Source organism: bacterium (assembly GCA_026129405.1).
GTDB lineage: Bacteria > Desulfobacterota > Binatia > DP-6 > DP-6 > JAHCID01.
The window spans coordinates 123,201-148,599 of sequence record JAHCID010000010.1 but is presented as its reverse complement, the minus strand read 5'-3'; the positions used below and the strand labels follow the sequence as shown (position 1 = coordinate 148,599).

24 protein-coding genes are annotated in these 25,399 nt (G+C 73.8%); 9 read left to right on the top strand and 15 right to left on the bottom strand.

Translation table 11 applies throughout. The features are described from left to right. The 11 genes from KIT14_24450 to KIT14_24400 form a co-directional block, all read right to left on the bottom strand. The coding region (locus tag KIT14_24450) for a hypothetical protein (protein ID MCW5893678.1) at nucleotides 1-790 on the bottom strand (790 nt) is incomplete at its 3' end. Next, complete coding sequence (locus tag KIT14_24445; GenBank protein ID MCW5893677.1) at nucleotides 787-1,827, bottom strand: Gfo/Idh/MocA family oxidoreductase; 1,041 nt, start codon at nucleotides 1,825-1,827, stop codon at nucleotides 787-789. The genes KIT14_24445 and KIT14_24450, both read right to left, overlap by 4 nt. Beyond that, on the bottom strand, nucleotides 1,824-3,149 hold the full coding sequence (locus tag KIT14_24440; GenBank protein MCW5893676.1) for an aminotransferase class III-fold pyridoxal phosphate-dependent enzyme: 1,326 nt from the start codon (nucleotides 3,147-3,149) through the stop codon (nucleotides 1,824-1,826). Before KIT14_24440 ends, KIT14_24445 begins: the two co-directional genes overlap by 4 nt. Continuing rightward, on the bottom strand, nucleotides 3,146-3,940 hold the full coding sequence (locus tag KIT14_24435) for a glycosyltransferase family protein (protein ID MCW5893675.1): 795 nt from the start codon (nucleotides 3,938-3,940) through the stop codon (nucleotides 3,146-3,148). The genes KIT14_24440 and KIT14_24435 overlap by 4 nt, the downstream gene beginning before the upstream one ends. Continuing rightward, nucleotides 3,937-4,986 (bottom strand): N-acetylneuraminate synthase family protein, encoded by a 1,050-nt coding sequence (locus tag KIT14_24430; GenBank protein MCW5893674.1) that lies wholly within the window; start codon nucleotides 4,984-4,986, stop codon nucleotides 3,937-3,939. The genes KIT14_24435 and KIT14_24430 overlap by 4 nt, the downstream gene beginning before the upstream one ends. Next, nucleotides 4,967-6,163, bottom strand: a complete 1,197-nt coding sequence (gene pseC, locus KIT14_24425; GenBank protein ID MCW5893673.1) for a UDP-4-amino-4,6-dideoxy-N-acetyl-beta-L-altrosamine transaminase — start codon at nucleotides 6,161-6,163, stop codon at nucleotides 4,967-4,969. The genes KIT14_24430 and pseC overlap by 20 nt, the downstream gene beginning before the upstream one ends. After that, nucleotides 6,147-7,211 (bottom strand): UDP-N-acetylglucosamine 4,6-dehydratase (inverting), encoded by a 1,065-nt coding sequence (pseB, locus tag KIT14_24420; protein MCW5893672.1) that lies wholly within the window; start codon nucleotides 7,209-7,211, stop codon nucleotides 6,147-6,149. The genes pseC and pseB overlap by 17 nt, the downstream gene beginning before the upstream one ends. Nucleotides 7,212-7,361: 150 nt before the next feature. After that, nucleotides 7,362-7,787 (bottom strand): hypothetical protein, encoded by a 426-nt coding sequence (locus KIT14_24415; GenBank protein MCW5893671.1) that lies wholly within the window; start codon nucleotides 7,785-7,787, stop codon nucleotides 7,362-7,364. Then, a complete protein-coding gene (gene fliS, locus KIT14_24410) occupies nucleotides 7,784-8,188 on the bottom strand; it encodes a flagellar export chaperone FliS (protein MCW5893670.1) in 405 nt (134 codons plus the stop codon). The genes KIT14_24415 and fliS overlap by 4 nt, the downstream gene beginning before the upstream one ends. 12 nt (nucleotides 8,189-8,200) lie before the next feature. Continuing rightward, nucleotides 8,201-9,550, bottom strand: coding sequence for a flagellar filament capping protein FliD (gene fliD, locus KIT14_24405; protein MCW5893669.1), 1,350 nt, complete (start codon nucleotides 9,548-9,550; stop codon nucleotides 8,201-8,203). 112 nt (nucleotides 9,551-9,662) lie between these two features. Then, on the bottom strand, nucleotides 9,663-10,490 hold the full coding sequence (locus KIT14_24400) for a flagellin FliC (protein ID MCW5893668.1): 828 nt from the start codon (nucleotides 10,488-10,490) through the stop codon (nucleotides 9,663-9,665). Between the two features lie 148 nt (nucleotides 10,491-10,638). Here KIT14_24400 and queG point away from each other — a divergent pair, with 148 nt between their 5' ends. Next, complete coding sequence (gene queG, locus KIT14_24395; protein MCW5893667.1) at nucleotides 10,639-11,742, top strand: tRNA epoxyqueuosine(34) reductase QueG; 1,104 nt, start codon at nucleotides 10,639-10,641, stop codon at nucleotides 11,740-11,742. Here the strand turns inward: queG and KIT14_24390 are convergent. After that, nucleotides 11,735-12,754, bottom strand: a complete 1,020-nt coding sequence (locus KIT14_24390) for a bifunctional oligoribonuclease/PAP phosphatase NrnA (GenBank protein MCW5893666.1) — start codon at nucleotides 12,752-12,754, stop codon at nucleotides 11,735-11,737. The genes queG and KIT14_24390 overlap by 8 nt on opposite strands. 115 nt (nucleotides 12,755-12,869) lie before the next feature. Between KIT14_24390 and tldD the strand changes: the two genes are divergently transcribed. Beyond that, nucleotides 12,870-14,309 (top strand): metalloprotease TldD, encoded by a 1,440-nt coding sequence (gene tldD / locus KIT14_24385; GenBank protein ID MCW5893665.1) that lies wholly within the window; start codon nucleotides 12,870-12,872, stop codon nucleotides 14,307-14,309. After that, nucleotides 14,306-15,658, top strand: coding sequence for a TldD/PmbA family protein (locus tag KIT14_24380; GenBank protein MCW5893664.1), 1,353 nt, complete (start codon nucleotides 14,306-14,308; stop codon nucleotides 15,656-15,658). The genes tldD and KIT14_24380 overlap by 4 nt, the downstream gene beginning before the upstream one ends. Nucleotides 15,659-15,672: 14 nt before the next feature. On the opposite strand, the gene KIT14_24375 is transcribed toward KIT14_24380, so the two are convergent. Both KIT14_24375 and bioB read right to left on the bottom strand, forming a co-directional pair. Beyond that, nucleotides 15,673-15,864, bottom strand: a complete 192-nt coding sequence (locus KIT14_24375; protein ID MCW5893663.1) for a hypothetical protein — start codon at nucleotides 15,862-15,864, stop codon at nucleotides 15,673-15,675. A gap of 31 nt (nucleotides 15,865-15,895) precedes the next feature. Next, the gene (gene bioB / locus KIT14_24370; protein MCW5893662.1) at nucleotides 15,896-16,942 is read right to left on the bottom strand and encodes a biotin synthase BioB; all 1,047 of its coding nucleotides are present in this window, start codon (nucleotides 16,940-16,942) and stop codon (nucleotides 15,896-15,898) included. 127 nt (nucleotides 16,943-17,069) lie between these two features. On the opposite strand from bioB, the gene nadA reads away from it, so the two are divergent. The 5 genes from nadA (at nucleotide 17,070) to KIT14_24345 (ending at nucleotide 22,293) form a co-directional block, all read left to right on the top strand. Then, entirely contained in the window at nucleotides 17,070-18,080 is a 1,011-nt protein-coding gene (gene nadA, locus KIT14_24365; GenBank protein ID MCW5893661.1) for a quinolinate synthase NadA, read from the top strand. Between the two features lie 23 nt (nucleotides 18,081-18,103). Further along, nucleotides 18,104-18,739 carry an NUDIX hydrolase gene (locus tag KIT14_24360; GenBank protein MCW5893660.1) on the top strand — a complete coding sequence of 212 codons (636 nt, stop codon included), beginning with the start codon at nucleotides 18,104-18,106 and terminating at the stop codon, nucleotides 18,737-18,739. A gap of 9 nt (nucleotides 18,740-18,748) precedes the next feature. Beyond that, nucleotides 18,749-20,098, top strand: coding sequence for a hypothetical protein (locus KIT14_24355; protein ID MCW5893659.1), 1,350 nt, complete (start codon nucleotides 18,749-18,751; stop codon nucleotides 20,096-20,098). Nucleotides 20,099-20,123: 25 nt separating this feature from the next. Next, nucleotides 20,124-21,140: a flippase-like domain-containing protein gene (locus KIT14_24350; GenBank protein ID MCW5893658.1), complete on the top strand. Its 1,017-nt coding sequence runs from the start codon at nucleotides 20,124-20,126 to the stop codon at nucleotides 21,138-21,140. 130 nt (nucleotides 21,141-21,270) lie between these two features. After that, nucleotides 21,271-22,293, top strand: coding sequence for a zinc-ribbon domain-containing protein (locus KIT14_24345; protein MCW5893657.1), 1,023 nt, complete (start codon nucleotides 21,271-21,273; stop codon nucleotides 22,291-22,293). Here KIT14_24345 and tatA read toward each other — a convergent pair. Continuing rightward, nucleotides 22,290-22,493, bottom strand: a complete 204-nt coding sequence (gene tatA, locus KIT14_24340) for a twin-arginine translocase TatA/TatE family subunit (protein ID MCW5893656.1) — start codon at nucleotides 22,491-22,493, stop codon at nucleotides 22,290-22,292. The genes KIT14_24345 and tatA overlap by 4 nt on opposite strands. A gap of 88 nt (nucleotides 22,494-22,581) precedes the next feature. Here tatA and KIT14_24335 point away from each other — a divergent pair, with 88 nt between their 5' ends. After that, entirely contained in the window at nucleotides 22,582-25,398 is a 2,817-nt protein-coding gene (locus tag KIT14_24335; GenBank protein MCW5893655.1) for a TIGR03960 family B12-binding radical SAM protein, read from the top strand. The last annotated feature ends 1 nt before the right edge of the window (nucleotide 25,399 follow it).

Below are 25,399 nucleotides of genomic sequence, written 5' to 3'. Positions count from 1 at the left end.
CGAGCAGCGCCGCGTGCCGGACGTCGCCGGCGCTGCGGCAGAGCGCGACCGCGGGCACGCCGCTCGCGAGCGCCTCGTATACCGTCACGCCGAACGCCAGCACCGCGAGGTCGGCGACGGCGAGATGGCGTCCGAGCCCGCCCGGCTCGACCGCCCAGGGCGCCGCGAAGCCGTGGCGTGTGCACAGCGGTCCCAGCTGCAGCCACACGCGGGAGGCCGGGTTCGCGACCACGCGCACGTCGACACGCGGGCGCACCGCCGCGAGCGCCTCGACGACCGGCGCCGTGAGGCCGCCCGGATCGCTGCCGCCCATGCTGACGAGGACCACCGGCGTCGTCGCCGCCGCCCGCGGCGGCCGCAGCGCGGGCGCGCGCAGCGGCACGTACTGCGGACCGGCGAGTCGGCGCGGCGGCTCACCCGCGCCGCACGGCGTGACCACGAGGTCGGCGAGCGCGGCGCCGGGGCCGTCGTCGTCGATCAGCACCACGCGTGCGGTGGTGCCGAGGGCCCGCACCTCGTCGGCGCCGAGCGGCCGCCGCCGATCGACCACGACCACGTCGGCGTTCTCCGCCGCGACCAGCACCTCGGGCCACGGACGGCTCGGATCGCCGAGCAGGATCGGATCGTGGTGCCCCGCCGCCCGCAGCCACGCGCGCGCGGTCACGTCGGGCGGCACCACGAAGCGGCACTGCGCGCCGGCGGCGCCGAGCGCGTCGGCGAGCGCCAGGGCGCGCGCGAGGTGGCCGAAGCCCGCCTCGGGCCCGGCGTCGACCCACAGGACGATCCTCACGGCCGCACCTCCACCGCCGACACGCGCGCGAGCGGCGCCTGCACGGGGCCGTCGATCCGCATCGTGCGGCCGCTCTCGGCCGACGCCCGCACCGCCAGTGCCAGCGCCAGCGTGCGGCGTCCTTCGCGAACGCCGAGCGCCACGGCCTCGCCGGTGCGCACCGCGCGCAGGAAGGCGCGCAGCTCGTCGAGGTACATCGCGTTCGGGTCGACCGCGACGACCTCCTCCTCCCAGCCATCGTCGGCGACGCAGCGCCAGCGCAGCGTGCTCTTCGTCCACACGAGGTTGCCCTCGCTGCCGATCACCTCGAAGCGGCTCTCGGGATGGCGCTGGAGGTAGTCGACGTGCACCTCGACGATGACGCCGGAGGCCAGGCGCACGAGCGCCGCCGCGACGTCCTCGACGTCGATCTCGAGGTCGGACACCTGGGCCAGCATGCCGGTCACCGCCACCGGCTCGCCGAGCACCCAGCGCAGGGTGTCGAACGAATGGATGCTGTCGAGCAGCACGCCGCCGCCGAGCCGGCGCTGCGCGCTGTACTCGCGGCGGTAGTCGGCCCACGGATGCCAGTCGGGCAGCCAATGCCCGGCCCACATCTGCGCGCCCTGGATGCGGCCGACGACGCCCGCGCGCAGCAGCGCGGCCATGCGCCGGAGCCCGGGATGGAAGCGATAGCACATACCCATCATGAAGACGCGGCCCGAGCCCTCGGCCGCCTCGACCAGCGCGTCGACGCCGTCCATCGCGTCGGCCAGGGGCTTCTCGCAGAAGACGTGCGCGCCGGCGGCGAGCGCCTGGTGCGCCAGCGCGAGGTGCGTCGACGGCGGCGTGCAGACGAGCACCGCGTCGGGCCGCACGCGCGCCAGCATCGCACCGAGGTCGGCGCCGCTCGCCCCGCCCCCGCATTCGGCCGCCAGCCGCGCCGCGCGCGCGGCGTCGAGATCGCAGCACGCGACCGGCCCGGCACCGAGCGCGACCAGGTTGCGCGCGTGCCGGCCGCCGATCGAGCCGCAGCCCACCACGAGGAGCGTCGTCACCGCTGTCCTCCCGCGACCCGCCGCAGCGGCATCGCCGGCGCCCCCGGCGCCGCGGGACGCGCGATCGGCTCGACCGGCGGGCCGTCGAGCCGCGCCAGCACCGCGCCGTCGCGCACCGCCTCCGCCACCGCCCCGAGCGCCTCCGCGAACACCCCGAGCGTGCGCTCGACGTCGTCCGCCGTGTGCCCGTAGCTCATGAAGATCGGCACGCCGAAGAGGATGCCGCGCCGCACGCACTCCTGGAGCCACAGGCTGCGGACGGCGTCGGCCGGCGCGCCGCCCTGGGCCGCGAAGGCGACGTGGCTGCGCGGCGGCGCGCCGCCGATCGTGACCGCGAGCCCCGAGGCCGCAGCCGTCGCGCGGGCGCCGGCGAGCCAGCGCGTGCCCAGCTCCCAGAGGTGCGGCACCACGGGCTCGCTCGCGACGGTGTCCAGCACGGCCTTCGCCGCCGCCAGGCCGAGGGCGTCGCCGCCGAACGTGCTCGAGACGAACACGCGGTCGAACTCGCCCATGAGCGCGCGGCTGCCGGCGACGGCCGCGATCGGCACGCCGTTGCCGAGCGCCTTGCCGAGGCAGGCGAGGTCCGGCGTCACCCCGAACAGCTCCTGCGCGCCGCCACGGGCGTAGCGGAAGCCGGTGACGATCTCGTCCCACACGAAGACGGCGCCGTGCTCGTGCGCGAGGTCGCGCACCCTGCCGAGGAAGCCGTCCCGCGGCTCGTCGCCGCCGTGCTCCAGGATCACCGCGGCGAACTCGCCGGGATGCTCCGCGAGCGCGGCTTCGAGCGTCTCGATGCGGTTGTACTCGAACGGCGACAGGAGAGCCGCCGCCGCGGCCGGCACGCCCGACGGCCGCACCGTCGCCCCGGCGTACCAGTCCTGCCAGCCGTGATAGCCGCAGTGCGCGACACGCTCGCGGCCCGTGTAGCTGCGCGCGAGCCGGATCGCCGCCGCCGTGGCGTCGGAGCCGTTCTTCAGGAACCGCACCTGCTCGGCGCAGGGCACGAGGTCGCAGACGCGCTCGGCGACTTCGACCTCGAGCGGGTGGAGCAAGGTGAAGAGCGAGCCCTCGCGCGCCACCGTGGCGACCGCCTCGGCGACCTTCGCATGCGCGTGGCCGAGCAGCACGGCACCGAGCGCCATCGGGTAGTCGAGGTATTCGTGCCCGTCGGCGTCCCACACGCGGGCGCCCTGCCCGCGCACCAGGTACTTCGGGTAGACGCCGCGCACGAACTGCGACGGCGCCTTCGAGAGGGTCTGCGTCCCGCCCGGGATCACGCGCTGCGCGCGCGCCCAGAGGGCGTCCGACGTCGGGTGCTTCACGACGACTCCTTGGCGCCGGCGATCGCGGGCGACACCACGGCGTCGTGCGCGAGCGAGCGCTGGTACCCCGCGTTGCGCTCGATGCGGGCGTTGAGGGCCGCGAGGGCCGGCTCGCGCGCCAGCAGGCCGGCGATCGCCTCCCAGCCGAAGACGCGGCCCGGGACGTAGAGGTGCGCGTAGACCGCACGCACCAGCTCCAGGTCGCGCGGCTCGTCGACGGTCCAGCGCAGATGGCCGAGCCGCTCGGGGAACCGCACCATGGCGCAGCGGAAGACGTCCGGGCGCTTCCAGATGAACGGCGTCACGTGCTCGCGCTCGGAGCGCAGGCGGGCCTCGCGATGCGCGCGCCCGAGCGCCGCCGCCGACACCACCTCGCAGTCGAGGCCGTCGGGAAAGCTGCCGCCGAGGCTCGCGAACTCGCAGCCGTCGGTGGCGCGGAAGGTCTCGACGCAGCGGTCGACCAGCGCCGGATCGACGAGCGGGCAGTCGGCCGTGAGCCGCACGACGGGATCGGCGCCCCAGCGCGCGGCCGCGCCGGCGTAGCGCGAGAGCACGTCGTCCTCGGGCCCCGCGTGGCAGGGAACGTCCAGGGCCGCGGCCAGCGCACGCAGCGGCTCGTCGGCGGGCCCTTCGGGCACGGCGAGGCAGACGTCGGCCAGCGTGGTCGCGGCGCGGACGCGCTCGATCATGCGCACCAGCATCGGGGCGCCGCCGACGTCGGCCAGCACCTTCCCGGGCAGCCGGGTCGAGCCCAGCCGCGCCTGGATCACGGCGACGGGGCGTGCGCTCACCGCACGTCCTCGGTGCGCAGCGGCTCGTCCACCGCGAGCGTGCGGCGCAGCGTGCGGCCGACGAGGGTGTCGAAGGCGCCGGGCGGCAGCCCGATCGCCGGACGCACGACCTTCAGGTCCGCGGCCTCGAGCACGGTCCCCGCCGGCAGCGAGCGCGCGGCGTAGACCGAGCGGCGCGCCCACTGGCGCTCCGGCTCCTCGTCGGGACGCGGCTGCTTGCGGCCGTCGCCGAGCCCGGTCTCGAGCTCGCGGACGGCGTCGACCATGGCGCGGAAGTCCGCCGGCTCCATCGCGAAGCCGTGGTCGGGTCCGCGGCGGGTGCGGTCGTCGGTGAAGTGCTTCTCGACGACGCAGGCGCCGAGCGCGACGGCGCCGAGCGCGAGCGTATGGCCGGGCGAGTGGTCCGACCACCCTACCGCGCAGCCGAAGCGCGCGCGCAGCGCGGCCATCGCCCGCAGGTTCGCGTCCGCCGGACGCAGCGGGTAGAGCGCGACGCAGTGGAGCAGGACGACGGGCGGCACGCGCTCGGGTGCGCCTGCGCCCGTCGCGATCGCCGCCACGGCGGTGCCGATCTCGTCGGCGTCGGCGAGCCCGGTCGAGAGCAGCACCGGGCGCCCGTAGGTGCCGAGCGCGCGCAGCAGCGGCAGGTGCGTCAGGTCGCCCGACGCCACCTTGAACGCCGGGACGCCGAGCGCGGCGAGGAGCCCCGCCCGCTGCTCGTCGAACGGCGTCGAGAGGAAGAGCACGCCGCGGTCGCGGGCACGGTCGCGCAGGCGGGGGTGCCACTCGGTCGGCAGCTCGAGACGCTCCAGCACGGGATAGGCTTCGGCGGTCTGCCAGCCGCCGCCCGGCAGCGGCCAGCGGCGGGCGAGCAGCCCGGCGGCACGGAACGACTGGAACTTGACGGCGTCGGCGCCCGCGTCCGCGGCGGCATCGACGAGCGCCAGCGCGCGCTCGAGGCTGCCGTCGTGGTTCGAGCCGATCTCCGCGATGACGAGCGCGGGCGCGCCGTCGCCGAGCTCGCGGTCACCAAGCTGGATGCGCATCACGCGGGGTCCCTTCGTGCGGCCGCTGCTTCTCGGGCGACGGCGCCGCGGCCAGCGCCTCGCCGAGCGCGTCCACGACGCGCGTCACGTCCTCGTCGGTCATCCCCGGGAAGCACGGCAGCGACAGCTCCTCGGCGTAGAACGCCTCCGCCGCCGGGCAGTGCGCCGGCTCGGCGCCCCGCTGCCGGTAGAACGGCTGGCGGTGCACGGGGACGTAGTGCACCTGGACGCCGATCGCGCGCGCGCGCAGCGCCGCGTAGACGTGCCGCCGCGCGCTCGCGGGGAGGCGCACCGGCAGGAGGTGCCACGACGACTCCGTGCCGGGCGCCGGCGCGACCAGCGCCACACCGGGCAGCGCGCGCAGCGCCGCCGCATAGCGAGCCGCCAGCGTACGGCGCGCGGCGACGAACGCGCGCAGGCGTCCGAGCTGGACGGTGCCGAGCGCGGCCTGGAGGTCGGTGAGGCGGTAGTTGAAGCCGGGCTCGTGCATCTCGTAGCCCCACGGCTCGTCGACGACGCCGCGCTCGGCAGCCTCGCGCACGAGCCCGTGATCGCGCAGCCGGCGGCAGCGGCGGGCGAGCAGGTCGTCGTTCGTCGTGATGGCTCCGCCCTCGCCCGTGGTGATGATCTTCACCGGGTGGAAGCTGAACACCGCCAGCGCGGCGTGCGTGCAGGCGCCCACCGGGCGGCCGTCGGCGGCGACCGCGCCGAGCGCGTGACAGGCGTCCTCGACCACCACGGCGCCCGGCACGGTCGCCGCGAGCGCGGCGACGTCGGCGGGATGCCCCGCATAGTGCACCGGCACGACGAGCGCGGGCGCCCCGGCGCGGGCCACCGCCTGCCCGACGCCCGCGGCGTCGAGGTTGCCGCGCGCGTCGACGTCGCCGAACGCGACCTCGGCGCCGCAGTGGACGGCGGCGTTCGCAGTCGCGACGAAGGTGATCGGCGAGGTGACCACGCGGTCGCCCGGCCGCAGCCCGGCCGCGAGGTAGGCGACGTGCAGCGCCGCCGTCCCGCTCGAGACCGCGATCGCGTGGCGCGCCCCCACCGCCTCGGCCAGCGCCCGCTCGAAGCGCGCGACGCCCGGCCCGCCGGTGAGGAACGGATCGCCCGCCGCGTGCGCGACCGCGGCGATCTCGTCCGCGCCGATCGTCTGCCGGCTATAGGGAAGCGGCATGCGCGTCGTCCCCGTCGGCCAGGGATCGCTGCGGAAGGCGGTCGTCGCTACGGGCCGGCTCCTCGGCGGCGAGCAGCGTGCGCAGCTCGTCGACCGACAGCCAGCGATCGTTCGTGTTGCTGGCGTAGACGAAGCCGTCGGCCACCGGCCGGCCGCCGTTCTCCCACGCCATCTCGTCGGACCACCACGGGAACGACGGCTGCACCACGTAGTGGTCGTCGTACTCGACCGACTTGCGCGCGTCCTCGGCGGAGATCATGAGCTCGTGCAGCTTCTCGCCCGGGCGGATGCCCACCTCGTCGAGGCGGCAGCCGGGCGCCACCGCCTCGGCGAGATCGGTGATGCGCAGGCTCGGGAGCTTGGGCACGAAGATCTCGCCGCCGCGCATGCGAACCAGCGCCTTCAGGACGAACTCGACGGCCTGGTCGAGCGTCAGCCAGAAGCGCGTCATGCGGCGGTCGGTGATCGGGATGCGGCCGGTCGCCCGCAGCTTGCGGAAGAACGGCACCACGCTGCCCCGGCTCCCCATCACGTTGCCGTAGCGGACCACGGCCAGCTCGGTGTCGCCGTGGCTGGCGTAGGTGTTGCCCGCGACGAAGAGCTTGTCCGACACCAGCTTGGTCGCGCCGTAGAGGTTCACCGGGTTCGACGCCTTGTCGGAGCTGAGCGCCACCACCCGGCGCACGCCGCGCTCGATGGCGGCGTCGATCACGTTCTGCGCCCCCATGATGTTGGTGCGGACGCATTCCGAAGGGTTGTACTCGGCCGCCGGCACCTGCTTCAGCGCCGCGGCGTGGACCACGACGTCCACCCCCTGGAAGGCGCGCAGCAGGCGGTCGCGGTCGCGCACGTCGCCCAGGAAGAAGCGCAGCGCGGGATGGTCGTGGAACTCCTCCCGCATCTCGAACTGCTTCAGCTCGTCCCGCGACAGGACGATGAGCTTCCGCGGCTTCGAGAACGCGAGCACGTGGTGGGCGAAGCGGCGCCCGAAGGAGCCGGTGCCACCCGTGACGAGTACCGTGCGGTCGGCGAGAAAGTCCCTGCCCATGGCGTTGGCGACCTGCGACTGCAAGTCGGCTGCCAACCCGCGCGTGCCCGTCGGGCCTGGAAAATCGAGCCGCGACGGCGCGCGCCGGCGCCGGGCCGCGGGCGCGACGCCGCCCGACGCTGTCAGCGGCCTGACAGTGTCGGCGAACCGTCAGGCGCGCGCGGCGACGGTCGCGGTGCGGGCGACGGCGGGCCGGTAGCCGAAGCCGCGCCGGCCGGCGTCGAGCGTGCGCAGCCGCGCCGCCATCGCGTCCTGCCGGGCGCGCGCCTGCTCGACCAGGCGGGCGTTCAGCGCCGCGGCCTCGGTCGCCAGCTCCGCGGACGCACGCCAGAGCGCGCGCACGTCGGCCGGGACCGGCGTCCCGTCGACCCGCCACGGGCCGAGGACGGCGCGCAGGGCCTGGAGCTCGGCCGTGCAGCGCTCGGCGCGCTCGCGACCGAGACCGACGTGGACCGGATCGGCGAGCGTCTCGGGATCGGCGAGGAGCGCCTGGAGGTCGCCGTAGGCGGCCACCAGCTCGCGCCAGAGGGCCAGCTCCCGCGTGCTGGCCTCGTGCAGTGCGCCGGGCGTCGTCATGCGGCGGGCGAGCCCGCGGCGACGGCCGGGCGCTCGAGGATCTCGCGATAGGCGCCGGCGATGATGCCGAGCACGCGCTCGACCTCGTCGACGTGCTGCACGCTGCGCAGCGCGTTCGCCTCGGTGAGGTGGTGCTGCATGAACTCGTAGAGCCGCGCCAGCTCCTTGGCGATGCTCCCGCCCTGCTGGTGATCGAGCGTGCCGAGCAGCTCGGCGATCACCGCCTGGCTCTTCGAGATCGCCTCGCCGAAGCGCTGCATGTCGCCCGCGTCGAGCGCCGAGCGCGCCCGCCCGAGGAACGTGAGCCCGCCCTCGAAGACGAGCAGCAGGAGGCGGTGCCGGTCGACGGAGGCCACCTGCGCCTGGGTGTAGCGACGGGAGAGGGTGTTCGCGGCGTACATGGATGACGGCTCCTACTTGCCCAGTGCGGCCAGGAGGAAGTTGCTCTGCGTCTGGAGGCTCGAGACCAGCTGCTCCATGACCGCGAACTGCTCGCGCAGGCTCTTCTCGAAGACCCCGAGGTTGCGCTCGCCGGCGGCGATGGCGTCCTCGAGGGAGCGGACCTGCCTGTCGATGGCGTCGGTCTGGAGCGACAGCGAGCCGCTCGACTTGGTGAGGTCGTCGAGCAGCGTCGAGAGCGCGTTCGCCACCCCGCCGTCGTCGCCGCCGCCCGCGAAGAGCCGCGCCACGGCGTCGGGATCGGCGCCGATCGCGGCGCGCAGCTTCGATTCGTCGAGCAGGATCGTGCCGTCGCGCTGCGTGGCGAGCCCGAGGCTCGCGAGGTTCACGTACGGCGGCGTCGCGCCGCCGACGGCGCCCGTGAACACCTCCTGCACGCGCGCGAGCAGCTGGCGCACGCCGACGTTGGCGGCGAGCGGGCCCGTCCGGAGCTCGTCGTCGCTCGTCTTCGTGACGTCGGCGTTCGCGTCGACGAAGGTGCGGACGTCGTTGTACGCGGCGACGATCGCTTTCACCCGATCGACGATCGCGTCGGTGTCGTCGTCGACCGTCAGCGTCGAGGTGCCCTCGGCCTTCAGGCTGATGGTGACGCCGGGGAGGACGTCGGCGAAGGTGTTGGTCTCACGCTCGAAGCCGGTCGCGAAGCCGCTGACCGTGAACTGCGCGTTGCGGCCGGTCTGCGCCGTCTGGATCGCGAGCTGGGTGTCGTCCTGCACGACCGTGATCGTGGTGGACGCGCCCGTCGTCTTGCTCGCGAGCTGGAGGCGCCAGTCGGGGGCGGCGGCCGTGCCGGCGTTGATGGCGGTCGCGGTGACGCCGGCGTTCTTCTCGTTGATCGCGTTGGCGAGGCCCTGGAGGGTGGTCGTCTCGTCGATCACGACGGTCTGCACGTCGCCCGAGCCGACCTGGAAGCGGAACGTGCCGGCGCCCCCGGCGACGGTGGCGTCGACGGACTCCCTGCCGACGGTCGCCCCCGCGACCGAGCCGCGCGCGAGCTGCGTGACGGTGAGCGTCGCGGTGCCGCGCTGCGCGCCGCTGCCCGCGGCGGCGGTGAGCACGGTCTGGTCGCTCGAGCTCGCCTTGCGGACGAGGACGTCGCCGGCGACCTTCATCCTGTCGATGGCGCGCTTCAGGTTGAGCAGCTTGCCGCTCAGCGTGGAGAGCGCGCCCTTGGTCTTCTCGGCGTCCGCGACCTGGGTGACGAGGACGTCGATCGGACGCCGCTCGAGCTTCACGAGCTGATCGATGATCGAGTTCGTGTCGAGCCCGGTCGCCAATCCGCCGATCGAGATCACCCCTGCCATCGCGTCGTCGCTGCTCCCCTGCCCCGTCGGAACCGGGGCCGGGAACCCGCCTGGGATCCCGGCCCCGGGAGGACCGACGGCAGTCGTTGCCTACGTGTCGTGTTCTGCCGGCCTACCCCAGCAGGTTGAGCGCCAGCGTCGGCTGCTGGTTCGCCTGCGCGAGGATGGCCACACCGGCCTGCTGCAGGATCTGTGCCCGCGTCAGGTTCGCGGTCTCGGAGGCGACGTCGGCGTCGCGGATGCGGCTCTCGGCGGCGCTGAAGTTCTCGCGCGCCACGCGGAGGTTGGCGATCGCGGTGAGGAGACGGCTCTGGTACGCGCCCAGGGTGCCGCGCTTCTCGGTGACCGTCGCGATCGCGGAGGTGAGGATGCCGAGGGCCGACTGCGCGTTCGACGCGGTGTCGGCGGCGATCGCCGTCTGGCCCGAGAAGATGCCGGAGAGCGAGCCGTCGATGGTGGTGAAGTCGATGCGCGAGTCGCTCGACCCGTCGAGGCCGACCTGCACGGACACCGTGGTGCCGGCGCTCAGCAGGTTGACGCCGTTGAACGTGGTCGTGTTGCTGATGCGCGAGATCTCCGAGAGGAGCTGACCGAACTCCTGCTGGATCGCGCTGCGCTGCGTGTTGGTGATGGTGCCCGTGGCGGCCTGCGAGGCGAGCTCGGAGAGGCGGACCAGGGTATCCGTCACCTTGCCCAGCGCCTTCTCACCGATGGCCAGGGCCGAGATGCCGTCGTTCGCGTTGCGGATCGCCTGCGAGGCGACGCGCACGTCGCGCTGCAGCTTGTCGGCGATCGCCAGGCCGGCGGCGTCGTCGACGGCGTCGTTGATGCGCAGGCCCGACGACAGGCGTTGCAGCGAGGTCTTGAGGCCCCCCGCCGTCTCCTCCAGGTTCCGCTGCGCGTTGATGGAGAAGAGGTTGGTATTGACGTAGAGTGCCATGCTGACAGTCCTCCTTGAGTGCCGATGCCGGGGGTCCCTCCCCAGCCGGTTTCAGGTCTCGGCAGGATGTATCGGGCGAAGCCGACCCCGACTTGAGCGCGGAAGACGCCGACTTGGCAGAGGCTTTGCGCCGCGGCATGGGTGCGGAGTGCCGACCCGCGAGGCGACGATCACGGGCGCGGCCCTGGCGCTCGGCTTCGCGCGCGCGGGCTGTACGCCGCTCGCCGCGCTGGGCCGCGACGACGTCCTCGCCGCCTGGCTGGCGGAGGGCCGCGCCGGCGACATGGCGTGGCTCGGCACAGCCGTGCCAGCCCGCCTCGATCCCCGCGTGCAGCACCCGTGGGCGCGCAGCCTCGTCACCGTCGCCTATCCCTACCGGCCGCCGGCGCCGCCGCCGGTGCGCTGGCGCGAGGAGCTGCGCGGGCGCGTCGCCGCCTATGCGCTCGGCAGCGATTACCACGGGCGCGTGCGCACGCTGCTGCGCACGCTCGCCGGCCGGCTCGCCGCCACGTTCCCGGGTGCCACCTTCCGCGCCGAGGTCGACACCGCGCCGCTGCTCGAGCGCGAGTGGGCGGCGCGGGGCGGCGTCGGCTGGATCGGCAAGCACACGCTCGTCCTCGAGCGTGGCGCCGGGTCGTGGTTCCTGCTCGGCGAGCTGCTCACGGATCTCGAGCTGGAGACCGGTGCGCCGGCCGGCGATCACTGCGGCGGCTGCACGCGCTGCCTCGCGTCCTGCCCCACCGACGCGCTCCGGGCCTATCGGATGGATCCGCGTCGGTGCATCTCCTACCTCACCATCGAGCACCGCGGCGCGATCCCGCCCCCGCTGCGGCCCGCGATGGACGGCTGGATCTTCGGCTGCGATCTCTGCCAGGAGGCGTGTCCCTGGAACCGCGAACGCCGCGACGAGGCCAGTGCCGAGCTGCTGGCGCCGTTTCTGCCGGCCCTGCTGACGCTCGACGCGGACGCCTTCCGCAGCCGCTTCGCGGGGACGGTGCTCGCGCGCCCGGGCCGGCGCGGCCTCTTGCGCAACGTCTGCGTCGCGCTCGGCAACACCGGCAACCCGGCGGCGGTGCCGGCGCTCGCCGGCGCCCTGGCGTCCGATCCCGAGGCGCTCGTGCGCGGGCACGCGGCGTGGGGGCTCGGACGGCTCGGGGGAGCGCCCGCGCGGCGCGCGCTCGAGCGCGCGCGACGCGATGGCGACGGCGCGGTGCGCGACGAGGTGGACGCGGCGCTCGCCGCGCTCAGATGAGCGGTCGGCCTTCGGAGGAGACGCCCAGCTCGGCGAGCAGCCGGTCCCGCACGACGGCGGCGGCGCGCTGCCGCGCCTCGCCCTCGGTGCCGATCGGGATGCGCCCGCCCGCGATCTGATCGTGCCCGCCGGCCGACTTGCTGCCGAGCACCCGTTGGAGCAGCTCGCCGGCGTTCACGTCGCGCTCGGTGGTGCGGATCGAGCAGTGCAGCGCGCCCTCGAACATGCCGATCGCCGCCGCCCACTCGACCCGATCGAGGCGCAGCAGGAAGTCGGCCACCTCGGCGACCATGTCCGGGTACTGCACCTCGCCGAGCATCGACACGACGATCTTGTCGTAGAGCACCGCCCGGTCGATGGCGTCGCGGAAGACGCGGAAGTACTCGCGCGGCACGCGCGCGTTCTCGATCTTCGCGAGCCGGCGCTTGTTCGTGTACGGATAGAGGAAGTGCGCGGCCTCGATGTCCGCGGGGGTCGCCTCGCGCCCGAGGTCCTGCGTCTCCGCGGTGATGCCGTAGAAGAGCGCGGTCGCGATCTTCGGCTCGATGTCGAGGCGGGATTCCTGGAGGTACTCCGTCAGGATGGTCGAGGTGGCGCCGTAGTCCTCGCGCAGGTCCTTGAAGGCCACGTTCGGATACTCGGCGTAGGCCGGATGGTGGTCGATCACCGCGGTCGGCATCACCGAGTCGGGCAGCGAGTTGTTGGGACGCCCGGGCTGGGTGTCGACGAGGACGATCTGGGTGCCGGGAGCGTCCAGCCCGACGTCTGAGACAGGAACAAGATTGATGTTCAGGTAGGTACGCATCGCGCGATTCTCGGCGCGACCGACGATGCCGCCCAGGACGATCTGCGCCTCGCGCTGGAGGAGCCGATGCACGAGGAACTTGACCGCGACCGCGCTCGCCATGGCGTCGGGGTCGGGGTTGTCGTGAGGAAGGATGAGCAGCGGTCCCGGGCGATCGAGGACCGAGAGCAGCTGCTGGAGCATCCCGCGGTTGGCGGAGCGTGCCATGGGCGGAGGGGCCGAGTATTGCCCTTGCCCCGGTCCGGTGTCCATCCCGCTCGCGCACGTGCATCCCCGTCGCGCGACGTGGCACCGGCGGCGAGCGTCTGCTAGCGTCGAGCGCATGTCGTCGCCCGCCGTGCCCGGTCAGGACCTGCTCCAACGCCTGGGCCTCGGCACCTCGGCCCTGGATCGCGTCCTCGGCACGGCCCTCGACCGGCGCGCCGATCACGCCGACCTCTTCTTCGAGCATCGCGCCGTGCAGACGGCGTCGCTCGACGAGCAGCGCGTGAAGAAGGCGACGCGCACGGCCCGTCAGGGCGTGGGCGTGCGTGTCCTCGCCGGCGCGCGCACCGGCTACGCGTACTCCGACGAGGTCACGCTCGAGCGGCTCGAGATCGCGGCCCGCACCGCGGGCGCCATCGCGGCCCATGCCGGCGACGCCGCCACGACCGCCGTCGCCGTGCCTGCCCGGGTGCCGCACGACCTCTATCCGGTGACGCCGGCGCCGATCGACACGCCGGTGCCCGACATGGTCGCGCTGCTCGAGCGCATCGATCGCGTCGCGCGGGCGGTGGATCCGGCCATCACCAACGTCATGGCCGGCGTCGGGCTCGAGCACCGTGTGGTGCTGATCGCGACCCCCGACGGGCGTCTGGTCGGCGACGTCCGGCCGCTCGTGCACCTGAGCGTCAGCTGCATCGCCGAGCGCGGCGGGCGGCGCGAGCAGGGCACGGCCGGCGGCGGCGGGCGCCACGCCTTCCGCGACCTCGACACGCGCGCCGAGGTCTTCGCGCGCGACGCCGCCCGGCAGGCGGTCCGCAACCTCGACGCCGTCCCCGCGCCGGCCGGCACCATGACCGTCGTGCTGGGGCCGGGCTGGCCGGGCATCCTGCTGCACGAGGCGGTCGGCCACGGCCTCGAGGGCGACTTCAACCGCAAGGGCACGTCGGCCTTCGCCGGACGCATCGGCACCCGCGTCGCGTCCGAGCTCTGCACCGTGGTCGACGACGGCACCATCGCGGGCCGCCGCGGCTCGCTCAACGTCGACGACGAGGGCACCCCAACGAGCCGCACCGTGCTGATCGAGAACGGCGTCCTGCGCGGCTACCTCCAGGACCGCATGAACGCCGGCCTCATGGGCATGGCGCTCACCGGCAACGGCCGCCGCGAGAGCTTCGCGCACGCCCCCCTGCCCCGCATGACGAACACCTTCATGCTCGCCGGCGACGACGCGCCGGAAGACATCCTCCGCTCGGTCGATCGCGGGCTCTACGCGGTGGCGTTCGGCGGCGGCAGCGTCGACATCACGAGCGGCAAGTTCGTCTTCTCGGCGAGCGAGGCCTACCTGATCGAAGGCGGCCGCATCGGCGCACCCGTGAAGGGCGCGACGCTGGTCGGCAACGGGCCGGACGTGCTCACGCGCATCACCCGCGTCGGCGCCGATTTGGCCCTCGACGAGGGCATCGGCACCTGCGGCAAGGACGGCCAGTCGGTCCCGGTGGGCGTCGGCCTGCCGACCGTGCGCCTCGACGACATCACCGTCGGCGGGACGCAGGCGTGAGCGGCGTCGATCTGCGACAGGTCGCGAGCGACCTCGTCGCCGCCGCCCGCGTTGCCGGCGCCGACGCGGCCGACGCGCTCGTCGGCGACAGCGACGGCCTCCAGGTGGGCGTGCGCCTCGGCGAGGTCGAGAAGCTCGAGCGCGCGCGCGAGCGTCGCGTCGGGCTGCGCGTCTTCGTCGGCACGGCGACGGCGATCGTCTCGACCTCTGACCTCTCGCCGGACGCGCTGCGCGCGCTGGCCGTCGACGCCTGCGCGCTGGCGCGCGCCACGGCGCCCGACCCCGACGGCGGCCTGGTCGATCCGCAGTACCTCGCGACGGCGATCCCCGATCTCCAGCTCTACGATCCCGCCGTCGAGACGCTCGATCCCGACGACGCGCTCGCACGCTGCCGCGCCGCCGAGGACGCCGCCCGCGGCGCCAGCCCCGAGATCACGAACTCCGAGGGCGCCGAGTTCGGCGCCGGCAGCGGCCACGTGGCCTACGCGTCGAGCACCGGCTTCGTCGGATCGTACGTCGGCTCGAGCTTCGGCCTGCACGCCACGCCGGTCGCGAGCCGCGACGGCGCCATGCAGCGTGACTCGTGGTACACGGCCGGACGGCGTCTCGCCGCGCTCGAGGCGCCGGAGGCCGTCGGGCGCGAAGCTGCGCGCCGCACCCTCCGCCGGCTCGGCGGACGCCGCGTCCCGACGCAGACCTGTCCGATCGTCTTCGCCCCCGACGCCGCGGCGTCGCTGCTGCGCCACCTCGCCGGCGCGATCTCCGGACCGTCGCTCTACCGGCGCACGTCGTTCCTCGCGGACAAGCTCGGGGAGCGCGTGGCTGCGGCGGGGATCACGATCGTCGACGACCCGCTCATCCCGGGCGGCCACGCGTCGCGTCCCTTCGACGGCGAGGGCGTCGCTTGCACGCGGCGCACGATCGTCGAGGACGGCGTGCTGCGCAGCTACCTCCTCGACGCCTACTCCGCGCGCCGGCTCGGCATGGCGCCGACCGGCCACGCCGTGCGCGCCGCCGGTGATGCGCCCGGGGTCGGGCCGACGAACTTCCATCTCCAGCCCGGACCGCACGCGCCCGAGGCCATCGTCGCCTCCGTACGCGCCGGGCTCTACGTCACCGAGCTGATCGGGTTCGGCGTGAACCTGGTGACGGGCGACTACTCGCGCGGCGCCGCCGGCCTCTGGATCGAGAACGGCGAGCTCACGCACGCGGTCGAGGAGGTCACCATCGCCGGGAACCTGCTCGGCATGCTCGGGCAGGTGGAGATGGTCGGGAGCGATCTCGTGGTGCGCGCCAGCACCTGCGCGCCGACGCTCAAGATCGCCGCGATGACGCTCGCAGGCGCCTGACGGCGCCCCGCGGGTCACTCGTCGTCGTAGTCCTCGTCGTCGTCCTCGTCGTCGTCTTCGTCGTCCTCGTCCCAGTCCTCGTCGTCGTCTTCGAGCTCGAGGTCTTCGTCCTCCTCGTCGTCGTCGAAGTCGTCGTCATCGTCGTCGTCGTCATCGTCGGCCGGGGCCGCGAGGATCTTCCAGAGATCGTCGAGCTGCTCTTCCATGCGTTCGTCCCCTTTCACGGTGCGCTGCCCCTCAGGCCGCGCCGTCCATCGCGGCGGCGGGAGTCGCCTCGACCTCGAAGCCGAGTCCCTCCACCATCGCGGCCGCGTCCCGATGCGCCTGGCCGGGCGTCGTGAGATAGCCGTCGACGAAGATCGAGTTGGCGGCATAGAGCGCCAGGCCCTGCGCACCGCCGAGGCAGCGCTCGCGCCCACCGGCGGCGCGGATCTCCGCGCGCGGATTGCTCAGGCGAAAGAGCGCGAGGGCTCGGAGGCAACGCGAGACGGGCGGCGGCTCGCGATCGCCGAGCGGCGTGCCGTCGATCGGGATCAGGAAGTTCACCGGCAGCGACTCGACGCCGAGCTCCGCCAGCGCGCCCGCCACGTCGACGAGGTCGTCGTCGGTCTCCCCGAGGCCGACGATCACGCCGGAGCAGGCCGAGAGGCCCGCGCGACGCGCGCTGCGCACCGTCGCCACGCGGTCGTCCCAGGTGTGGGTCTCGCAGATCTCCGGATAGAAGCGACGGCTCGTGTTGAGATTGTGGTTCACGAAGTCGACGCCCGCCGCCCGCAGCGCCTGCGCTTCGCCGTCGCCCATGATGCCGAGCGAGACGCAGAGCTCGAGCTGCGGCAGCTCGGCGCGGATCGCGCGTGCGGCCTGGGTGAGGTGGCGAACGTCCGCCCCGCTCGGGCCGCGCGCCGCGGTGACCATACAATAGCGCCGGGCGCCGGTCGCCGCCGCCTGGTGCGCCGCCGCGAGCAGCTCGGGCACGGTGCGCAGGCGGTAGCGCGGGATGTCGGCCGTCGACACCGCCGACTGCGAGCAGTAGCCGCAGTCCTCGGGGCAGAGGCCGCTGCGCGCGTTGTTGAGCACGCACAGCTTGACGCGGCGGCCGAAGTGGCGGCTGCGCACGGCGTACGCGGCCCAGAGCAGCGGTGCGAGGTCGTCGTCGGCGGTCGCCAGCACGCGTCGACCGTCGGCCGACGCGAGCGGACGATCGGCGAGCGCGGCCTCCGCAAGCGCGCGAAACGCGCCCGCGCGCGCGAGTGCATCGTCGGACGACGGCGTGGAAAGGGCCAGCGACACCGGTCGTGCCCTTAGCGGGCCGATGCGGGTTTGGCAAGGATGATCCCGCCGCCAACGCGCGGTGTTGACACGCGCACACGACGGCCCGATGAATGCGTATCAAGTACACGAAGGAGCCCGCATGCCCGACGCCGCCCCCACCGCGCCCTCCGGCGCCGATCTCGAACGCCTCCTCGCTCCGCTGGCCGACGCCGCGTACACGCCGGAGCGCTGCCGCGAGATCGCCGCGCTCGTCGCCGAGATCGCCGCGTGGAAGCACGAGCGGCGCGCCGTCGTCCTGGCGCACAACTACCAGCGACCCGAGATCTTCCAGGTGGCCGACTTCATCGGCGACTCCCTCGAGCTCGCGCGCCAGGCGACGAAGGTCGACGCCGACGTGATCGTGTTCTGCGGCGTCCACTTCATGGCCGAGACGGCGAAGATCCTGAACCCGTCGCGTACGGTGATCCTGCCCGACCTGCGCGCCGGCTGCTCCCTCGCCGACTCGGTCACCGCCGAGGATCTCGCCGCGAAGAAGGAGGAGCTGCGCGCCGTGTGGCCCGACCTCATGGTCGTCGGCTACGTCAACACCACCGCCGACGTGAAAGCCGAGTGCGACGCCTGCTGCACCAGCTCGAACGCCGTGAAGGTGGTCGAGGCGCTGCCGAGCCGCAACATCCTCTTCGTGCCCGATAAGAACCTCGCGGCGCACGTGCAGTCGCAGACCACGAAGAACATCGTCGCCTGGGACGGCAACTGCTACGTCCACCACCAGATCACGCCCGCGCAGATCGCCGCCGTGCGCAGCGCCCTGCCCCGCGTGAAGATCCTCGCGCACCCCGAGTGCCGGCAGGACGTGCTCGCCCTCGCCGACGCCGTGCTCTCGACGAGCGGCATGGTGCGCTACGCCAAGGAGAGCGAGGCGCACGAGTTCCTCGTCGTCACCGAGTGCGGGCTCTCCGATCGCCTCCTCCTGGAGGTGCCGGAGAAGAAGTTCTACAAGAGCTGCAAGCTGTGCGCGTACATGAAGATGATCACCCTCGAAGGCACGCGCGACGCGCTTCGCGATCTCCGGCCGGAGATCACGATCCCGGAGGACGTCCGCGTGCGGGCCGCCCGGGCCCTCGAGGCGATGCTCACGCTGGGCGGGTAGGCGCGCCGGCCGCCGCGGTCGCGGTGGACGTCGCGCTCTGCACCGTGCGCGAGCAGGCCCTGCACGTGCTCCTGGCCAAGCTCGCGGCGGGACCGTTCGCGGGACGCTGGGCCTTGCCCGGCGGCCGCGTGCGCGCCGAGGAGACGCTCGACGCGGCAGCGCAGCGCGCGCTGCGCGCGCACACCGGTCTCGGTGACGTCTATCTGGAGCAGCTCTACACGTTCGGGCATCCCGCGCGGGATCCGCAGGGCCGCGTCGTGTCGGTGGCCTACGTCGGCCTGGTCCCGGCCGGCACGCTCGAGGTACCCGAGCCCGCGGACGTGCGCTATCGCGCCCTGGCCTGGCGCCGCGTGGATCGCCTGCCGACCCTCGCCTACGACCACGCCGCGGTGGTCGCCACCGCGACGGCGCGCCTGCAGGCGAAGCTCCAGTACACCAACCTCGTCTACACGCTGTTGCCGCCCGCCTTCACGCTCGGGGAGCTCCAGGCGCTGTACGAGGCGATCCTCGGACGCCCGCTCGACCGCCGCAACTTCCGCAAGAAGATACTGGGACGGGGTCTGCTGCGCGCCCTCGGCCGGCAGCGCCGCGGCGCGCACCGGCCCGCCGCCCTCTACGCGTTCCGCAGCCGTCGACCGATGGCGGTGGCGGTGCTCTGAGGCGACCGGATGCTCGGGCGTGCTCTGGCGGCGCTCGGCGTCGTGCTCGCGGCCCTGCACTCCGGCGCGGCGGAGGCGCCGAAGCCGACGTTCAGCGTGGACTACCTCGTGCGCATCTCGAAGCAGACGCCGGACCGCGCCAAGGTGCGCTGGGAGCTCGCGGGCATCGACGAGATCGATTCGCTGCGGCTCGTCTTCCGCGACGAGCGCACGCACGGCGTGCGCGGCACGGGCCAGCTCGACTGGCACGAGCGCACGCTCACCTGGCGGCCCGGCCAACCCTACGCGCACCTCGAGTACGAGGTGCAGATCGATCGGCATCGCCCGCCGGGCGGGCCGCGCTACGACAGCTACGCAGGCGACGGCTGGATCGTCACGCGGGCGCTGGCGCTCTTTCCGGCCATCCACATCGACTGGAAGCCGGACGTCGGCCACCCGACCTCGCGGGCGCGGCTCCTCTTCCGGCTGCCGGCGGGATGGCGCAGCGTCACCACGGGCGAGCGGCTCGGCGACAACGTCTTCGAGGTCGCGCAGGCGAACGCGCAGTTCGACCGCCCGCGCGGCTGGCTCGCGCTCGGCGACATCCGGCTCACCGAGCGCCGCATCGGCGGGACGATCGTGACGCTCGCGACCGTTCCCGGCACCGAGCTCGACGTCGCCGCGGTGTTCCGCACCTGGGAGCAGACCCTACCCCTCCTCGCCGGCGTGCTGGGGCCGCCGCCGCCGCGGCTCCTCGTCGTGAGCGCGCCCGATCCGATGTGGCGCGGCGGCATCTCCGGCGAGCGCTCGTTCTTCGTCCACGCGGCGACGCCGTTCCGCTCCCGCGACGCGACCAGCACCTGGCTGCACGAGCTCTTCCACACCTGGCAGCCGTTCCGCCCGAAGCACGACGGGCGCTGGATCGCCGAGGGCCTCGCCGAGTACTACACGCTCGTCCTCCAGCGGCGCGCCGGCATGCTGCCCGCAGCAGGGTTCGCGCGCGGCGTCCGCTCGTTCGTGCACAACGGCCGCTGGGAGATCGACCTCTCGCGCACCCGCGCGTCCGATGCCCTCAACAACAGCGCCCCCGCGGTGATGTACGCCCTCGACCGCGAGATCGCGCGCGCCACGAACGGGCGGCGCTCCCTCGACGACGCCGTCCGCCAGCTCGCCGAGACCGGGGGGGCGCTCACCACGGCGACGTTCCTGCGCGCGGTGACGCGAACCGCGGACAAGGACCTGACGCCGCTCTTCCGCCGCCACGTCTTTCGCGGGCTGCCCCCCGCCCTCGAGGACCAACCCGCCTTGCCCCCGCGCGCGGGCCTGGGCTACACGCCCCCGGGCGCCGCAGCCGCCGCTCCCCGTGCAGACCGCGACTGATACTCCTGCCCGCGACTCGCATCGTATGGTCGTCGCCGCCGTCCTGCTCGGCGTCGCCATCCTGATCGGGCTCGTCCTCCTCGCCGACGGCAAGGAGCTGCTGCACACCGCGGCGGCGATCGAGCCCGCGGCGCTGGTCGAACCGCTCTTCTTCTCGTTCCTGTCCTACGTGGTGATGGCCGCGTCGTATCGGGGCATCGCCACCGCCGCCGGCTACGGCCTGCCGCTGTGGACCTGGGTGCGCATCACGCTGGTCTCGAACACGGTGAACTACATCGTCACCACGGCGGGCATCTCGGGCTTCGCGGTGCGCATGCTCCTGCTCGGCCAACAGGGTGTCCCGTCCGGACGCGCGGTCCTGATCTCGCTGGCGCAGACGTTCATCACCAACTTCACGCTGCTGGCCTTCTGCCTGGCCGCGTTCGTCTCGCTCCTCACCCGCCAGCAGTTGCACGGCGGGGCGCTGGTCGCGGCGACGACGCTCCTCGTGCTCTTCGCCGCCGTCCTGATCTACGGCCTGGTCCTCGTCCTGCACCGCCCACTGCGGCGGGTGACGCTCGTCTTCATCGCCAATGCCACCCACCGGCTCCTCGCGCGCATGGCGCCGCGCTGGACGCCGAACCGGTTCCGCATGTGGCGCTTCCAGGGCAACCTCGACCAGGGCTTCCAGTTCCTGCTCGCGCGCAAGGACCGCATGGTCGGGCCGACGCTATGGATCTGCCTCGACTGGGTGCTGACCATCGGCATCCTGTGGGCCGCGTTCCGGGCGGTGAACCACCCCCTGCCGCCCGGCGTCGTCCTGGTCGGCTTCGGGATCGGCCTCTTCGTGTCGCTGGTGTCGTTCGTCCCAGGCGGGCTCGGCCTGCTCGAGGGCTCGATGACCGCGGTCTTCGTCAGCATGGGCGTGCCGCTCGAGGCCTCGGTCGTGGCCGTCCTGATCTTCCGGCTCTGCTACCACGTGATCCCGCTGCTGCTGAGCCTGTTCTTCTTCCACGGCATCGTCCGCCAGGCGCTCGCGCGCAGCGCCCCCGCACGCGGTTGACGCCCGTCCGACGCGTCGCTATGCGTCGCGCCCACATGGTGGGGGTGGAGGCGGTGGGCCGGCGTCAGGCGGCACGATCCATCGTGCCCGGACGGCGAGGTCGCGCCGCGCAAGGACCACGGCGCGCCGCATGACGGTCACCTGCCCGCACTGCGAGACGCGGTACCAGATGCCACCGCGCTCGCGGCTCCAGAGCCGCCCGAGTCTGCGCTGCACGCGTTGCGACCACGTCTTCGACCCCGAGGAGGGACTCGAGGCGCCGTCGCTCGACGCGGCGGACCCCGAGGCGGACGACGAGCGCTTCCGCTTCGACGACGCCGAGGACGACGACGCCCCGGCGCCCCCGGCGCGTGCGAAGCGTCGCAAGCCGCCCGTCGGCACCAGGCCCGAGCCGGCGCCCGAACCCGAAGAGGACGAGGAGCCGGACGAGGACGACGAGCCGGCCCCGCCGCCGCGTCGCCCGGCCGCCCGGCGCGTGCCGCCCCCGGCCGAGGAGTTCACGACCGACGAGGACGACGAGGACGAGGTGGAGGCGGACGACGAGCCGGCGGCGCCGCCGCCGCGCAGGAGCCGCGCACGGCGCACGGGCGCTGCCGACGACGAGGACGACGCGCCGCGCGCCACCGGCTCCCCCGCCCGCTTCGCCCTCCGCAGCATGCTCGCGGTGACGCTGGCCTACGCGGTGCTGTCCATCTACCTCTACACGCATCCGCGCCGCGTGGGCGAGCTGCTGGGCGGCCTCCCGGTCGTGGGCCAGCAGCTGTCGGACGTGCGGCTCAGCCCCGCCAGCATCCAGCTCGCCGACCTGCGCGGCGAGTACCAGCGCGTCCACGGCGACAACCTGGTCTTCGTCGTCGCCGGCACGGCCATCAACAACGCGCCGATCGCGGTGAGCGGCGTGCAGATACAGGCCCGCGTCCATGGGCCGACGGAGCTGCGGCAGACCGTCTTCTGCGGTGCTGCCCCGAAGGGCATCCGCGACCTGTCGGTACGCGAGATCGACCTCCTGCAGACCCTGACCCCGCCCAAGGACTGGACGCTCGGGCCGGGCGCGCAGGCGCCGTTCCTGGTCGCCTTCGTATCGCCGCCCGTGCCGCTCGACGACTATACCGTCGAGGTCGTCGGCGTGCGCCGCGGCGGGCCGGCCGACTAGCGCCGCTCGGGCTCGGTCTTGGCTGGGGCGTCGTCCTTGCCCGGGGTGACGTCGATCTCAGGCGGCTCACGGAGGCCCTTCTTGAAGGAGTTGATCCCCTTCCCCATGCTCCCCATCACCTCGGGAAGCTTCCCCGCGCCGAACACCACGAGGATGATCACGAGGACGATCAGAAGCTCGCCGACACCGAGACCGAACATCGGCGCCGATCTTAGGCCCCGCTCGGCACGCTGGCAAGCCGGTCGGCGTTGAACGCTCGCGGGCCCCTCCCTATACTCCGCCCCCTTCATGCGCACCTACCGCGCCGAGTACGAGCGGCTCCTTCCGCTGGTCGAGAAGCCGGGCCGCTACCTCGGGAACGAGCGCGGCTCGGTGCGCAAGGACGATGCGCAGGTGCGCGTCCGCTTCGCGCTCGCGTTTCCGGAGGTCTACGAGATCGCGCAGTCCCACCTCGGGCTGCAGATCCTCTACGACGTCCTCAATCGGCGGCCCGACGTCGCTGCCGAGCGCTGCTACGCGCCGTGGACCGACCTCGAGGCCCTGCTCCGCCGCCATGGGCTCCCGCTCGTATCGCTCGAGAGCCATCGCGCCCTGCACGACTTCGACGTGGTCGGCTTCAGCCTCCAGTACGAGCTGACCTACACGAACCTCCTCACCATGCTCGAGCTGGGCGGCATCCCGCTGCGCAGCGCCGACCGCGGGACCGGTGATCCGGTGGTCGTCGGGGGCGGACCCTGTGCGTTCAACCCCGAGCCGATCGCGCCGTTCCTCGACGCCGTCGTGCTCGGCGACGGCGAGCACGTGGTCGGCGAGCTGTGCGACGCCGTCGCCGCGCATCGCGGGGACGATCGCAGCGTGCTGCTGCGCGCGCTGGCCGACATCCCCGGGGTCTACGTGCCGGCGCTGTTCGTGCCGCGATACGCCGACGGCGGCGCGCTCCTCGCCGTCGAGCCCACCGCCGGCGGTCCCGCGCAGGTCGCGAAGCGCGTCCTGCCCGACCTCGACGCCGTGCCGCTGCCGGCGAATCCCGTCGTCCCCAATCTCGGCGTCGTCCACGACCGGGCCAGCGTCGAGGTGATGCGCGGCTGCGTGAAGGGCTGCCGCTTCTGCCAGGCGGGCTACATCTACCGTCCGCTGCGCGAGCGGAATCCGGAGCGCGTGGTCGAGCACACGACGGCGCTCATGCAGCGCACCGGCTACGAGGAGGTCTCGCTGCTCTCGCTCTCGACCGGCGACTACAGCGGCGTCAATCCCGTCCTGAAGACGCTGATGGACCGCCTCGCGCCCGAGCGCGTCGCCGTCTCGCTGCCGTCGACACGCGTCGACGCGCTGTCGCCGAAGATCCTCGAGGAGATCCGCCGCGTGCGGAAGACGGGCTTCACCCTCGCCCCCGAGGCCGGCACGCAGCGTCTGCGCGACGTCATCCAGAAGGAGTATCGCGAAGAAGAGCTGCTCGACGCCGCCCGGCTCTTCGCCGACCTCGGGTGGCGCAGCCTGAAGCTCTATTTCATGATCGGCCTGCCCAGCGAGACCGAGGACGACGTGCGCGGCATCGCCGAGCTGGCCGGCCGCGTGAAGCGCGCCGCCAAGGGCCGGCTGAAGGTCACCGCCAGCGTCTCGACCTTCTCGCCGAAGCCGCACACGCCTTTCCAGTGGGCGGGACAGCTCACCGTCGCCGAGACCGAAGCGCGGCATGCGCTGCTGCGCCACGAGCTGCGGCGGCGCGGCGTCGAGTTCAAGTGGCACGATCCGCGTCTGTCGTGGCTCGAGGGCGTGTTCGCGCGCGGCGATCGGCGTCTCGCCGACGTCGTCGAGACCGCGCAGCGACGCGGCGCCCGCTTCGACGGCTGGTCCGACCAGTGCCGCCTCGACGTCTGGCAGGCCGCGCTCGCCGAGCACGGCCTGGGCGGCGACGGCCACCTGCGCCGGCGCGGGCTCGACGAGGTGCTGCCCTGGGACCACCTCGACGCCGGCGTCAGCCGTACGTTCCTCGCCCGCGACCTCGCCCGCGCGGTCGAGGGCGTGCTGACGCCCGACTGCTCGGTCGAGCGCTGCACCTATTGCGGTGCATGCGACTTCAAGGCGATCCGCAACGTCGACTACCACCCCGACGGCGCCCGCGGCAGCGACCATCGCGGCGCGCAGGTGTCGCGCTGGGCCGAGCTGGCGGTGCCCGCCGACGACACCGCCGATCCCCTGCCCGCCTGGGAGACCCGGGCGTGGCGCACCATCCGCACACGTGTCGCCGAGCGCCGCGCCGCGCGGCTGCCGGTGGCGCCGCGGCCCGACGCGGTCCGCGAAGCGCCGCTGCCCGCGACGCTCGGCACCGGGCCCGACGGCCCGGGGCCCGGCGGCGACGGCAACGCCGAGGAGTGGCTGGGCGCGGTCCCGTCGTCGCTGACCCCCGACCTCGACACGCCGGCACCCGTCCAGCGTCTGCGCGTCCGCTACCGCAAGGTCGGGCCGGCCCGCTTCATCGGCACCCGCGAGCTGGGCACGATCGTGCAGCGCGCCGCCCGGCGTGCCGCCCTGCCGGTCGCCTACTCGCGCGGCCACCACCCCATGCCGCGCATCGCGTTCGGCCCCGCCCTGCCGGTCGGCTTCTCGAGCGACGACGAGCATCTCGACGTCGAGCTGACGCGCGTGCTCGACCCGGCCGAGGTGCTGCGCCGCCTGATCGCGGAGCTGCCCGAGGGGCTCGAGCCGACGTCGGTGCACGAGGTTCCGCGCGCCGAGCGCAGCATCGACCAGTCGATCGCCGCGTACTCGTTCGAGGTCGACCTGGCACCGCTCGACGCCCCGCCGACGCCCGAGGCGCTCGCCGACGCCGTCCGGCGCTTCGCCGACGCCCCCGAGCTGCTCGTGCGCAAGGTCGGCAAGCACGGCGAGCGGGTCGTCGACGCGCGGCGCAGCGTCGAGCGCGTCGAGCTCGCCGGCCCCGATCGGCTGCGCGTCGACATCGCCGTCGGCCCCGAGGGGACGCTGCGACCGCCGGTCGTCGTCGGCGAGCTGCTGGCGCTCGACCCGGGCGTCCTCCCCACCCTGCACGTGCACAAGGTGGCGACCCGCTTCCACGACCTCGATCCTGCCGCGGCGGCGTCCTGAC

Coding starts and splice junctions, on each gene's coding strand:
- KIT14_24375 (MCW5893663.1), bottom strand. CDS start 15,864: ATGGAAGAGCAGCTCGACGATCTCTGGAAGATCCTCGCGGCCCCGGCC.
- tldD (MCW5893665.1), top strand. CDS start 12,870: ATGTCGTCGCCCGCCGTGCCCGGTCAGGACCTGCTCCAACGCCTGGGC.
- KIT14_24390 (MCW5893666.1), bottom strand. CDS start 12,754: ATGGCACGCTCCGCCAACCGCGGGATGCTCCAGCAGCTGCTCTCGGTC.
- KIT14_24415 (MCW5893671.1), bottom strand. CDS start 7,787: ATGACGACGCCCGGCGCACTGCACGAGGCCAGCACGCGGGAGCTGGCC.
- KIT14_24430 (MCW5893674.1), bottom strand. CDS start 4,986: ATGCGCATCCAGCTTGGTGACCGCGAGCTCGGCGACGGCGCGCCCGCG.
- pseB (MCW5893672.1), bottom strand. CDS start 7,211: ATGGGCAGGGACTTTCTCGCCGACCGCACGGTACTCGTCACGGGTGGC.
- fliS (MCW5893670.1), bottom strand. CDS start 8,188: ATGTACGCCGCGAACACCCTCTCCCGTCGCTACACCCAGGCGCAGGTG.
- pseC (MCW5893673.1), bottom strand. CDS start 6,163: ATGCCGCTTCCCTATAGCCGGCAGACGATCGGCGCGGACGAGATCGCC.
- KIT14_24350 (MCW5893658.1), top strand. CDS start 20,124: ATGGTCGTCGCCGCCGTCCTGCTCGGCGTCGCCATCCTGATCGGGCTC.
- KIT14_24355 (MCW5893659.1), top strand. CDS start 18,749: ATGCTCGGGCGTGCTCTGGCGGCGCTCGGCGTCGTGCTCGCGGCCCTG.
- nadA (MCW5893661.1), top strand. CDS start 17,070: ATGCCCGACGCCGCCCCCACCGCGCCCTCCGGCGCCGATCTCGAACGC.
- tatA (MCW5893656.1), bottom strand. CDS start 22,493: ATGTTCGGTCTCGGTGTCGGCGAGCTTCTGATCGTCCTCGTGATCATC.
- KIT14_24400 (MCW5893668.1), bottom strand. CDS start 10,490: ATGGCACTCTACGTCAATACCAACCTCTTCTCCATCAACGCGCAGCGG.
- fliD (MCW5893669.1), bottom strand. CDS start 9,550: ATGGCAGGGGTGATCTCGATCGGCGGATTGGCGACCGGGCTCGACACG.
- KIT14_24345 (MCW5893657.1), top strand. CDS start 21,271: ATGACGGTCACCTGCCCGCACTGCGAGACGCGGTACCAGATGCCACCG.
- KIT14_24335 (MCW5893655.1), top strand. CDS start 22,582: ATGCGCACCTACCGCGCCGAGTACGAGCGGCTCCTTCCGCTGGTCGAG.